Origin of the sequence: Flavobacterium frigoris (assembly GCF_900111075.1) — a bacterium.
Lineage (GTDB): Bacteria > Bacteroidota > Bacteroidia > Flavobacteriales > Flavobacteriaceae > Flavobacterium > Flavobacterium frigoris.
The window spans coordinates 1-13,132 of sequence record NZ_FOFZ01000002.1 but is presented as its reverse complement, the minus strand read 5'-3'; the positions used below and the strand labels follow the sequence as shown (position 1 = coordinate 13,132).

At 34.1% G+C, this 13,132-nt stretch carries 8 protein-coding genes and 1 pseudogene; 6 read left to right on the top strand and 3 right to left on the bottom strand.

What is annotated here, in order from left to right; translation table 11 throughout:
• The first annotated feature begins 244 nt into the window (after positions 1–244).
• The 3 genes from BMW63_RS03125 (at position 245) to BMW63_RS03115 (ending at position 6,034) form a co-directional block, all read left to right on the top strand.
• Complete coding sequence (locus BMW63_RS03125; protein WP_074721196.1) at positions 245–3,259, top strand: tetratricopeptide repeat protein; 3,015 nt, start codon at positions 245–247, stop codon at positions 3,257–3,259.
• 58 nt (positions 3,260–3,317) lie between these two features.
• Positions 3,318–4,184 carry a PhzF family phenazine biosynthesis protein gene (locus BMW63_RS03120; RefSeq protein ID WP_074721194.1) on the top strand — a complete coding sequence of 289 codons (867 nt, stop codon included), beginning with the start codon at positions 3,318–3,320 and terminating at the stop codon, positions 4,182–4,184.
• Positions 4,185–4,279: 95 nt separating this feature from the next.
• The gene (locus BMW63_RS03115) at positions 4,280–6,034 is read left to right on the top strand and encodes a porin family protein (RefSeq protein ID WP_074721192.1); all 1,755 of its coding nucleotides are present in this window, start codon (positions 4,280–4,282) and stop codon (positions 6,032–6,034) included.
• 81 nt (positions 6,035–6,115) lie between these two features.
• On the opposite strand, the gene BMW63_RS03110 is transcribed toward BMW63_RS03115, so the two are convergent.
• Entirely contained in the window at positions 6,116–6,661 is a 546-nt protein-coding gene (locus BMW63_RS03110) for a DUF2911 domain-containing protein (protein ID WP_074721190.1), read from the bottom strand.
• Positions 6,662–6,880: 219 nt separating this feature from the next.
• On the opposite strand from BMW63_RS03110, the gene BMW63_RS03105 reads away from it, so the two are divergent.
• The 3 genes from BMW63_RS03105 to BMW63_RS03095 all read left to right on the top strand — a co-directional run bounded on the left by BMW63_RS03105 (position 6,881) and on the right by BMW63_RS03095 (position 11,088).
• Positions 6,881–7,330 (top strand): hypothetical protein, encoded by a 450-nt coding sequence (locus tag BMW63_RS03105; protein WP_074721188.1) that lies wholly within the window; start codon positions 6,881–6,883, stop codon positions 7,328–7,330.
• 232 nt (positions 7,331–7,562) lie between these two features.
• Complete coding sequence (asnB, locus tag BMW63_RS03100) at positions 7,563–9,239, top strand: asparagine synthase B (RefSeq protein ID WP_074721186.1); 1,677 nt, start codon at positions 7,563–7,565, stop codon at positions 9,237–9,239.
• A 223-nt stretch (positions 9,240–9,462) separates the two neighbouring features.
• The gene (locus BMW63_RS03095; protein ID WP_074721184.1) at positions 9,463–11,088 is read left to right on the top strand and encodes an amidohydrolase; all 1,626 of its coding nucleotides are present in this window, start codon (positions 9,463–9,465) and stop codon (positions 11,086–11,088) included.
• A gap of 1,183 nt (positions 11,089–12,271) precedes the next feature.
• On the opposite strand, the gene BMW63_RS03085 is transcribed toward BMW63_RS03095, so the two are convergent.
• Positions 12,272–12,850: a hypothetical protein gene (locus BMW63_RS03085; RefSeq protein WP_074721180.1), complete on the bottom strand. Its 579-nt coding sequence runs from the start codon at positions 12,848–12,850 to the stop codon at positions 12,272–12,274.
• Positions 12,851–12,856: 6 nt separating this feature from the next.
• A pseudogene (locus BMW63_RS03080) lies at positions 12,857–13,132 on the bottom strand (transposase); the annotation flags it as partial.

Below are 13,132 nucleotides of genomic sequence, written 5' to 3'. Positions count from 1 at the left end.
TAACGGTTGTATTCAAAATAAATTTCATGTATTACGGTGGATTAGCCCGAATATAAATTAACAAGCGGATAATGATAGTTCTGGAGATCCAAATGAGCGTTGTTTGTGGTTTTTAGAAATAGATTGAACTAGTGCTAAGTACTAAAAATGCCATTGTTAAAATATTTATTCATAATAAAACCGAGAGGAGATTCGTTATACACCATAGAATATGATACATTTGAATATTAAAAAAAAAAATAAAATGCGTAAACTTTCTTGGCTTCTCTATTTACTGGTTTTTGTTGTGTCTTTTTCTGTTTCGGCACAAAAATCAACAATATATACCCATGATTTAAAAGATTTTAATAAAGCGCTGTCATTGTTTAATGATGGCCAGTTTGCTTCCGCCAAAATTATATTCGAAAAAGTAAAATCAGAAACTAACAATGACGAAATAAAATCAGATTGTTCTTATTATGACGCGACTTGCGCCATTCGTTTGAATCAGGCCAATGCTGACATGCTTATGGATCGTTTCGTTTCAGATTATCCTACAAGTGCGAAGAGCAATCAGGCATTTATCGAAGTAGCCCATTATTATTTTGATCAAGCGAACTATCCTCAAGCCTTACAATGGTTTGAAAAAGTGAATGAAAGTCAATTGAGTGCGAGCGATAGAGATAAATTTAATTTCCAAAAAGGATATAGTTTCTTTAATTCGAAAAATAAAAAAGAGGCAACTACTTATTTTAATAAGGTGGTAAACTCGCAAGAATACGGTTCGCAAGCCAAGTATTATTTAGGTTTTATGGCTTATGAGGGTGATGACTATAAGGAAGCAACGAAGTATTTTGATGCTGTGTCTGGGGAAGAAAAATACAAAGAAAAGCTTTCGTATTACCAAGCCGACATGAATTTTAAACTAGGTAATTTTCAAAAAGCAATCGATCTAGGTGAAAAAGCGATGGCTAAGTCGAATGCAATTGAAAAATCAGAACTCAATAAAATCATTGGCGAAAGCTATTTTAACCTAAAAAAATACGAGCAGTCGATTCCCTATTTGGCAGAATATAAAGGAAAAAAAGCGAAATGGAATAATACTGATTTTTACCAATTGGGTTATGCGTATTACAAGCAAAATAATTTTGAAAATGCCATTTCACAATTCAATAAGATCATAAACGGAAAAGATTTTGTGGCGCAAAATGCTTATTATCATTTAGGGGAAAGTTACCTGAAGTTAGACAAAAAGCAGGAAGCATTGAATGCTTTTAAAAATGCCTCTGAAATGACATTTGATACTTCGATCCAGGAAGATGCGAGTTTGAACTACGCGAAATTAAGTTATGAAATAGGGAATTCCTACCAAAGTGTACCTGCAGTTTTATTGGATTTTATAAAAAAATATCCTAATAACGCCAGCCGTTCCGTAGTAGAAAAATTATTGATTGATTCGTATATCTCTTCAAAAAATTATAAGGAAGCATTGGTTTTATTGGAAAAAAATAAAAGTCCTGAGAATAAGTTGGCGTATCAAAAAGTTACTTTTTACAGAGGTTTAGAATTATATGCTGACAGAAACTATCCAGAAGCATTAAAAATGTTCAGGAGATCTATCGACGGGCAAGTTGATCCAGCTATTACAGCAAGGGCTGCTTTCTGGAAAGCAGAAACAGAATACGTTTTAGAAGATTATAAAAATGCATTATTGAGTTTTAAACAATTTTCAGGATTGTCTCGTGCTTCGTCTGCACCAGAATATAAAAACATCAATTACAATATTGCCTACACTTATTTCAAGCTAAAAGAATACGATCAGGCGGCAACTTACTTTCAAAACCAAATTGACGCAGTAAAAGACGATAAAGTACGATTGACTGATTCTTACTTGAGATTAGGCGATTGTCAATTTGTAACGTCAAAATATTGGCCTGCAATGGACGCTTACAATAAAGCAATCGATATGAAAGGTGTTGATGCGGATTATGCCTATTATCAAAAAGCGATTTGTTATGGTTTTGTGGCTAAAAATGATAAAAAAATTGAGGAACTGAATTCTTTTTTACAATCGTATCCAAAATCAAACTATAGAGACGATGCCATGTACGAATTGGCTAACACTTATGTTGCAAGCGGAAAACAAGATTTGGCTTTAAAAACATTTGATCGTTTAATTTCTGAATTTAAGAACGGATCTTATACTGCAAAATCAATTTTACGTCAAGGATTAATTTATTACAATTCAGATAAAAACGCGGATGCTTTAACGAAATTTAAAAAAGTAGCAGCTGAATTTCCTAAAACTCCAGAGGCGCTTGAGGCTGTTTCAACGGCACGTTTAATTTATGTTGACGGTGGAAGAGTAGACGAATATGCGACTTGGGTGCGAACTTTAGATTTCGTAGCAGTTACTGATGCGGATTTAGATAACGATACGTATGAGTCAGCATTAAAACAATTTGAGCAAAACAATAACAAACAGGCTATATCTGGATTTATGGCGTATACTTCTAGTTTCCCAAGAGGAATACATTCTTTACAAGCTAATTTTTATTTAGCCCAAGCGTACTTTTCTGAAGGCTTGCAAGTGAAATCTATTCCTAATTATGAATTCGTAATAGGGCAGCCTAGAAATGAATTTACGGAACAATCTTTAGCGCGCTTGTCTCAAATTTTATTGAAAAATAATGATAATGCAAAAGCGATTCCGGTATTACTTCGTCTAGAAAATGAAGCTGATTTTCCTCAGAATAAAGTGTTTGCGCAATCTAATTTGATGAAATGTTATTATGAGAAAAAAGACTATTCAAGCTCCGTTATTTATGCGGATAAAGTGTTGAGTAATCCTAAAACGGATGATAATGTTAAAAGTGATGCGCAAATTATTATTGCCCGTTCAGCAATACAAACAGGAGATGAAAGTAAAGCAAGAGCAGGATATGCTAAATTGCTTACGATTGCAAAAGGAGAATTAGCGGCAGAAGCATTATATTATGATGCTTATTTTAAAAATAAAGACGGAAAGTTTGAGACTTCAAATACAGCGGTTCAAAAATTAGCTAAAAATTATTCAGGTTACCGCTATTTTGGTGCCAAAGGTTTGATTCTAATGGCCAAGAATTTCTACGGATTGAAAGATAGTTTTCAAGCGACTTATATTTTAGATAATGTAATTGAAAACTTTACTGATTTTCCAGATGTAATCTCCGAAGCGAAAAGAGAATTGGATGCGATTAAAACAGAAGAGTCGAAAACAAACTCATCGATTGTAAAATAAAAATGAAGTAAGGTAAATTTGATTACCTGATATAAATTTTTAAAATAATTCATAAAAAATGAACATTCCTTTTTACATCGTTGATGTTTTTTCAGATCGCAAGTATGCTGGGAATCAATTGGCAGTTTTTTTAAATGCTGAGAATATAGCGGAGGATCAGATGCAGAAAATAGCTGCTGAAATTAATTTTGCCGAAAGTACATTTATTACTAAAATGAATCCTGATGAAGCGACAGCGCAAATTAGAATATTCACTCCAGCAAAGGAAATGCAGTTTGCGGGACATCCTATTATAGGGACGTCATGGGTATTGATGAATAAAATTTTTAATAATAATCATCAAAAATGTACGGTGAAAGTTCCTATTGGCTCAATTCCAGTTTATCAATCCGAAGGTTTAGTTTGGTTACAGGCAGCGCAACCAGAATTTTTTGATGTTTTTTCAAAACAGGATTTTGTGTCTTTCAGTAACTTAGAATTGAATGATTTTGATAATCGATTTGAGATTCAAGAAGTCACTACTGGTAGTGCTTTTGTAATGGTGGCTGTTAAAGATAAAAAGACACTTGAAAAAATTGAACTGGATAAAAGCAAAGCGGAGAATTGGCTAGAGGATCATTGTAAAACGGCGCATCAGGCATTGTATTTTTTTTGTCTTGAAGATGCAATGCTCAGTAGTAGAATGTTGTGTATCGAAAAAAATCAGTTGATAGAGGATGCTGCTACAGGAAGTGCGAGCAGCTGTTTGCAAGCGTTTCTTTTAAAATATTACGCTCCTGTGATTGATATAGTTAATAATCAAGGAGAATTTATTAATAGGCCTTCACAGATTTTTTTCGAAGGAAAATTATCTGATGGACATTATGATATCAAAATCGGTGGTAAGACGCAACTCATTGCAAAAGGAGAATGGGAAATAGAATAGGGACGAAAAACTAGTTAGAAAAAATAATAAGAAAAGAGAATAACAGGAGATTAAGACAAGAACTTTTCTTCTTAACTCTAAAAAAATAATAAAATATGAAATTCAATTTCCAAAATAAGATTATCATTGCCGTTTTACTAATGGTGCTTCAGGTTTCTTTTGCACAAAAGAAAGAGGAAAACATAGGCTCTGAGGTTGTCAACGTGGTGAAGCCTTATACGCCTGCCATTTCGGATGCTTTCAAAGTACAGGAGACTCCCGTTCTTGATGATGACGGGAATGCTAAAAAAGAAACGATTAAATATTCTATTTTTTCTTTTCCAGTAGCTTCTACTTTTACGCCTTCAAAAGGAAAAGCAGAAGGGGTAGACAAAACAAAACAAGAGCATATGTATAATAATTATGCTACGCTGGGATTTGGAAATTACAGAACATTAAATGCTGAATTGTTTGTTAACCAAGAACTAGATAACAATGATTATGTAGGCGGAATGTTTCGTCATCTGTCTTCACAAGGCGGAATAAGCGGTATAGAGTTAGACGATCGATTTTATGATTCATCCATCGATTTGACGTATGGGGCTAATTATAATGATATGTCTTGGAATCTAGATTTAGGATATAAAAACCAAATCTATAACTGGTACGGATTACCAGAAAATTTCGGCGCTTCTTTAAACCCGGCTGATAGATCTGATTTGATTTTTGCAATTGACCCACAGCATACTTACAACACCATTTATTTTGGTGGTAAAATTGATTTTAATAAAGGTTTTTTGAATGAAGCAAGTATGAAGTTTAATCGCTTTACAGATGCTTTAGGTTCTGCTGAAAACAGATTTTATATCAAGCCGTCTTTACAATTCGATGTGATGGACGAGTCTATTAGGACAGACATAACCGTTGATTACGTAGGAGGAAGTTTTGAAAATAATTATTTAAAGACTAATACAGAACCTTTAAAATATGGGTATACAAATTTGGGTGTAGCTCCTAGTTTTGTAATGCAAAAGGAGGATTGGACCTTGAATATTGGTGCTAAAATATTCTATAGTTTAGATAATGAAAGCAGTACTAATAAATTGTATGTGTATCCGAATTTTAATGCTTCGTACAAGGTGGTTGGGGACTTAATGATTTTTTATGCCGGTGCTGAGGGGAACTTAGAGCAAAACTCTTATATGGATTTTGCCAATGAAAATTTATTCTTATCACCTACTTTGGATATCAGGCCAACAGACCAACAATATGATGTTTTTGCTGGTTTGAAAGGGAAAATAGTGAATAATGTGAGTTATAATATTCGAGGCTCTTATATAAATGAAAGAAATAAGGCGTTGTATAAAAGTAATGATTACAATGAAAATACGTCAAATGAAGACTATGCCTATGGAAATTCATTTCAAGTCGTTTATGATGATATGAAAACGGTGAGTTTCTCAGGAGACTTAAAAGCTAATTTTTCAGATGATGTGACTTTTGGAATCAGCGGAACTTTTAGTAGTTATACAAACGATCTGGAGCAAGAGGCCTGGAATTTACCAACGATTAAGTTGAACTCTAATATTGATTTTAATATTACGCCAAAATGGTTTGCCGGAGCTACTGTTTTTTATGTAGGGGAACGTAAGGATATACAAAGCAATACTGCTTTTGTAACAAATTCTAGCCCAATAACATTAGACAGTTATTTTGATGTTAATGCACATTTAGGTTATAAATACAACAGTCAATTGACTGGATTTCTACGAGCTAATAATATCACGAATAACGGCTATCAAAAATGGTTGAATTACCCGGTTCAAAGTTTTCAAATCGTGGTAGGTGCTAATTATAAGTTTGATTTTTAATTTGGCTTAAAGCCTAAACGACAGCATAAAAAAATGGCTTCCTGATTTGGGAAGCCATTTTTTGTATACTGTAAAGTAGTCTTATTCAGTAAACGGAACTGCAACTCTAACTTTATCCCATCCTAAGTTTAGAACGATACCATTATCCGCTTTGGTGAAAACCATAGAAAAAGACTCTAATGAATCAGTACCTTCAGTTACAGGGACTTTTAATCGAGCAACATCATTAGCTTCTTTGTAGAAATAAGATCCCCAAACATTCAAATCTTTACTGATAATTATAGTGTAGTTGTCTTTTTCTGGAATAGCATATAAAGTATAAGTACCTGCCTTAATTTTAGTTTCTCCTAATTTCATGTCTTTGTAAAGCGTGATTTCTGCTGCTTCATTTGCGCCTGTTCTCCATACTTTCCCCGCTGGAGCAAGTTCGTCTAAACTACGTCCTTTTAGTTGCGGTCTGCTGTAGGTTACTTTTGCAAGTTTGTCAGCATTTTTATAATCGGTGGGGTAGGAAGCCACATCCATAGGGCTCTTATCAAGATCAGGGAATTTCTGAGCATTTGCATTTGATGATAGTAGTATCATAAAGCCAAAAGCGATTGTAGTAATCAATGTCGATTTTTTCATAGTTTTAATTATATATGTTGAAATTAGTATTTGAATCAAATGTAAAGTTAGAAATTCCTATTAAAACTCACTACAAATACTGAAAAGGATTCTAAAAAAAGTTGTTAGACTCTACAATAATAACATAACTTTGGTAGCTGTAATGTGAAATAGTGCTGTTGCTTCTCAAGCGAAATGTGCCAAACTCATTTGCATTTGCCGTATTTAAAATTTATAATTATGACTTTCAAACAAAAGATATATCAGTATTACTCACAACTCGTTCAAGACAGAATTGATGTTTTTAGAGATATGATTGTGGCGCTTACCGAGGATTCTAAAAATGATGCCAAAGGTTCTGCCGGGGATAAGCACGAGACAGCATTATCCATGATGCATCTCGAACAGGAAAAGCTGAATAATAAACTACGCGAAGTGGTTGCGCAAAAAGCAATTTTAGATAAAATTGACCCTTCAAAAATTGCGGGAATCATAGTAGTAGGGAGTTTAGTGAAAGCAAATGGGATCTACCTATACCTTAGTCTAGCATTGCCTAAAATTAATATAGAAGGAGTTAATATTATTGCCTTGTCTCCACAATCACCTTTAGGAAATAAACTGATGGGGAATGTGGTAGGTTTTACATTCGAAATAAATACTACAAAGTATTTGATAGAGGAGATTGCATAGTATTCATTCTAATTAGTCCTCTTAGATGCTTTTATTATTTTAGAAGACGTTATGAAATTACTATTTTCAACTTGGAAACTATTCTCGATGTTCTTTTAGTTACAGTTTTGAGTCTAATTTACAATTATTACTTATAATTGTAACCAATTTGGCGATTTGTGTTTTGTAATTGTAACTGTAATTGCATCTTTGGCTTATCAAAATAAATATAACAGTTTAAAAATATATAGTTATGTGTGGAATAGTATGTGCCTTTGACCTAAAACAAAAAGCGGAAGTTTTAAGACCTCAAGTATTAGAAATGTCTAAAATCATTCGTCACCGTGGACCAGACTGGAGTGGTATTTATAGTAATGATAAAGCGATTATGTCTCATGAGCGTTTGGCAATTGTTGATCCAGCTTCTGGTAAGCAACCGTTATTTAGTGAAGACGGAAAATTAGTTTTAGCTGCCAATGGTGAAATTTACAACCACAGAGCGTTGCGTAAACAATTTGAGGGGAAATATAACTTTCAGACAGAAAGTGACTGCGAGGTGATCTTAGCACTTTACAAAGAAAAAGGACCTCATTTTATAGATGAAATGAATGGAATCTTCGGATTTGCGATCTATGATGTGGATAAAGATGAGTATTTTGTAGCTCGTGACCATATGGGGATTATTCCACTATATATTGGTTGGGACCAACACGGAACTTTTTATGTAGCTTCAGAATTAAAAGCATTGGAAGGATATTGTACAAAAATCCAATTGTTTCCCCCAGGACATTATATGACTAGCAAAGATGGTGAGTTTGTACAATGGTACAAAAGAGAGTGGACAGATTATGATGCTGTAAAAGACAACGAAACAAGTATTCCAGCTATCAAAGAAGCGCTGGAAGCAGCTGTCCATAGACAATTGATGAGTGATGTTCCTTACGGAGTATTACTTTCAGGAGGATTGGATTCTTCGGTTACTTCGGCTATAGCTAAGAAATATGCGCAAAAACGTATAGAGTCAGGTGATGTCGCTGATGCTTGGTATCCGCAATTGCATTCTTTCTCTGTAGGATTAGAAGGTTCGCCAGATTTGGCAGCTGCTCAAATAGTGGCAGATCATATTGGAACTATTCATCACGAAATTAAGTTTACAATTCAAGAAGGTTTAGATGCGGTTAAAGACGTAATTTATAACTTGGAAACATATGATGTAACTACTATTAGAGCGTCAACCCCAATGTGGTTAATGGCAAGAGTTATTAAGTCAATGGGGATAAAAATGGTTTTGTCTGGTGAAGGAGCTGATGAACTTTTTGGAGGGTATTTGTATTTTCATAAAGCACCAAACGCTCAAGAATTCCATGAAGAAAATGTACGTAAATTAGGGAAGTTACATATGTACGACTGTCTACGAGCTAACAAAAGTTTAGCGGCTTGGGGAATCGAAGGACGTGTACCGTTCTTAGACAAAGAGTTTATGGATGTAGCGATGCGAATTAACCCTCAAGATAAAATGATCAACAAAGAACATCCAATGGAAAAATGGGTAGTGCGTAAAGCTTTTGAAGATATGTTGCCGCCAAGTGTTGCTTGGAGACAAAAAGAGCAGTTTAGTGATGGAGTAGGATACGGCTGGATTGATAAATTGAAAGAAGTAGTAGCTGTTGAGGTTACAGATGAGCAATTGGCAAATGCAAAATTCCGTTTCCCATTACAGACGCCTACATCTAAAGAAGAATATTATTACCGTTCTATTTTTCATGAACATTTTCCAAGTGATGCCGCAGCCTTATGTGTGCCTCAAGAAGCTAGTGTGGCTTGTAGTACAAAAATCGCTTTGGAATGGGATGAAGCATTTAAAAACATGAATGATCCTTCGGGAAGAGCAGTTGCTAATGTGCATTCTGATGCTTATTCAAAAGCATAATTTAAAGTTTATTTTTAATTAGTTAAGAAAACGTTCTCCTTTATGAGAGCGTTTTTTTGTTTAAAATTAATAACAACATGGGTAATGTGTTGAAATTTTAGGGATTTATTATTCTATTTTGTTTTGAAAAATTAGTATAGTATCGGGATTCGATGTAAATAACAAGGAGTAGTTTTTTTTATTTGCGCTTCTTTTTTATATTAGCCTATCTAAACCGCACAATATGAAACCCTATATTTTAATTCTTGCTTTATTTACCCTTGTTTCTTGTTTAAAAAAGGATAAAGCTACAGTTGATTGCATAATTACTGATGCTACGATATATACTGTAAACAAAACTTTTGATACTGCAACAGCAATGGCTATAAGTGACGGAGAAATCGTGGCCATTGGAACAAATGAAGAGATTATCAATAAGTTTGAATCTACGAATACGATCAATGCGAAAGGCAAGTTTATCTATCCAGGTTTAATTGATGCGCACTGTCATTTTTATGGTTACGGGCTAAATTTACAGGAAGTTGATTTGCGCGGTACTAAAAGTATGAAGGAAGTGATAAGTCGGATTCAGGCTTTTCAGAAAAAGAAAAATCTTAAATTTATTGTTGGAAACGGTTGGGATCAAAATGACTGGGAAGTTAAAGAATTTCCTTCTAAAGCAATTTTAGACAAATACTTTCCTAATATTCCTGTAGTGCTTAACAGAGTTGATGGTCACGCCATAGTGGTGAATAGTAAAGTATTGTCCTTGGCAAATATTACAAAAGACACAAAGGCAATTGGCGGGCAGATAGAAATAGTAAATGGAGAACCAACAGGAATTTTAATTGATAACCCAATGGAATTGGTGTTTAATATCATTCCAAAACCAAGCAGAAAAACACAAATAACGGCACTGCTGGATGCGGAGAAAATCATGTTCGACTACGGATTGACTACGGTAAATGATGCTGGTTTAGATCCTCAGGTTATAGATTTAATCGATAGTTTGCAAAAGGCTAAGGTCATGAAGCTTAATGTTTATGCAATGGTTACGGTGAATCAAAAAAACATGGACTTATATCTAAAAAAAGGTATTTACAAAACCGATAATCTGGATGTTCGTTCTTTTAAAATGTATGGTGACGGTGCCTTAGGTTCTCGTGGGGCCTGTATGCACAAGCCATATTCAGATAGTCCTGAGCAGTTTGGCGCATTAATTACTCCTATACCTGATATGAAAATGATCGCCAATAGAATTGCAGCTTCCAATTTTCAATTGAATACACATGCAATTGGTGATTCTGCAAATACGGTAATATTGAAAGTGTACAAAGCAGCTTTAGAAGGTAAAAAAGACAGGCGTTGGAAAATAGAGCATGCGCAGGTTGTGCAAGAGGCTGATTTTGATTATTTTAAATTAGGAATTATTCCTTCCGTTCAACCTACGCACGCTACTTCAGACATGTATTGGGCAGGGCAAAGACTAGGAAAAGAGCGTTTAAAGAATGCTTATGCTTATAAAAAATTACTTCAAAAAGCGGGTGTTATAGCTTTAGGAACTGATTTTCCTGTCGAAGAAGTGAACCCAATGTTGACTTTTCATGCGGCTGTAGCCAGAAAGGACAGTAAAGGATATCCTAGAGATGGTTTCCAGATGGAAAATGCATTGACGCGAGAGGAAACCTTAAAAGGAATGACTATTTGGGCTGCTTATTCTAATTTCGAAGAAAAAGAAAAAGGAAGTCTTGAAGTGGGTAAATGGGCCGACTTTGTTATGTATGATAAAGACATTATGAAAATCGAAGACAGTGCCATTTTGGGAATGAAGCCCGTGAATACCTATTTAAAAGGAATTAAGGTCAAATAAACGAAATGACTGAGAAGCTTTATGTACAATATAATACTTTAGTTTTCCTCTGGGGTTCGTTTGTCCCGAGTGCCAGTTGTGTGAGTGCTACCTTACCTAAGTACTTATCGTAACGGCGTAACTTTATGCTTGACCTAGTAGGAAAAACGAAAATAGAGGAAGTAGGAGAAGGGGTTTTTTTGGCATTTGGCAAAGATAACTTGATTTGGAAGAGATTTCTTTATTTTTTTGAAGCTATTCCTGCTGTCCGTTATATCTTTTTAGTCTCGTTTTGAGAACGAGGCTAAAAAGGATGCCACTTCCATCAGGGCTAAAAATCTAGCATGTTTTTTAGACATAAGAATGTTTTGTTTCTCTTGAACGAACCACACCAAAAGATTCGGGAGGAAGCAAATTTATATTTCCTGCTCATTTGCTTTTTTGATAAATATAACTATCCCTAAAACAACAAACTACAACTTTTTAGGGTTGTAGGTTGGGTTTTTGTTTTAGCTGCTTATGATAGTGGGCACGAGCCAGAGGCGTCGCGCTAGCCTTTGAAGTTATTTTTGCTCGCGACGGCGTGGGGAATTAATAATGTTTTTACTTTGTGGGCACGAGCGAGAAGCTCGCGCTAGCATACGCTCAAACCAGCGGGGGGTCAAACCTCCGCTTGCACAGCGATTGCAGAAGACCTGCTTCCATCTCTTATACAACATTGACCAAGGTTCGCAACTATTGGTAATTCACAGCACACTCCAACGATCCGCTTATAAAGCCTATCTTTTAATGTTTTTTTTAAATCTTTTCATCTTAGCCCAAATTATGTAATCAAACTTCACTAACAAGTGACTTATAACTAAACATAAAAAAATTAATATTTTTTCTATATTAGCTCTCATAAATGAATGTGGGTATTTATCTAATGAAAGACTTTCATAATAATTCCGATTATAAAACAAATAAACAGTAATAAAAAGCAATACTAGAATACTAATTACTGAGATTATCTTTGATATGTTTTGATTTATATAATAAAAAATAAGAGTTAATAATAAATTCCATTTTGATATATAAAAAACATACGAGCAAACAATGAAAAAAAATAACCATAATGGATCTTTATTTATTAAAAAAAAACCAAATATAAAAGTGAAAAATATTGACACAAGTTCTGACAATATAAAATGTCTAAATATTTCTTTTATTTTTTCCATACTTTTTTCATTTTTACAACATAAGTTAAATAGTCATTAAAAGGTTTATATCCATATTGGTGTTGTAGAATCCATTGAGATAAAACTCCTCCTCGATAATTATATTGAGCTAAATTACTAGATCCCAGTATTCCAAGATCTTTTGTATAGTCGCTTTCAGAAACTCCAAATGCATCTAAATATTCAATAATTACTGTTGCTTCATACCCTACATTATTTCCCTCAATTATAGGTTTAAATTCTTTCACTCCCACTTTTGCAGCTTGAGTACCGCCAATACAAAATAGTCCAAGTTTATCTTCATCAAAATCTGATGTTAAAGCCGACACTCCAAAAGCTGGAAAAGTTTCTACATCGATCCCTTCTTTAAACCAATAGTTATCAAGTGATTTGTCTAAAAATTTATTATTACTCACTTCCTCTTTAGATTTACTCATTTTATATTGAAAAACTTGATCTACTAATTTTATCATATTATCAATATCTTTTTTTCCCGTTTCTGTATTATAAATAGCATTAGCGATTGTCTTGGTTTTATAATATCTATCCCCCGCTCGTGCCCACATTATAAATCAATTCACGTCTATCTCTAAAAGTGTTTGGTCATTATTTCCATAATTTCTAGCACTGCTGTATTTCCAACCTATTGGATCAGTTACAAAACCTGATTCAACAGGATTTTGATGAATATAGTTAAGCTTTTGCTCAAAAACCTTTAGCGACCAAATCTCTATTGGGTGATTATCTTGTTGCCAAAATTGTCTATGCTTTACATTGCTATTCTTTTTACCTGCTCGTTCCATCATCAAAAGCATCCATTCTCTTCGGCTCTCTTGAACATTTTCTTC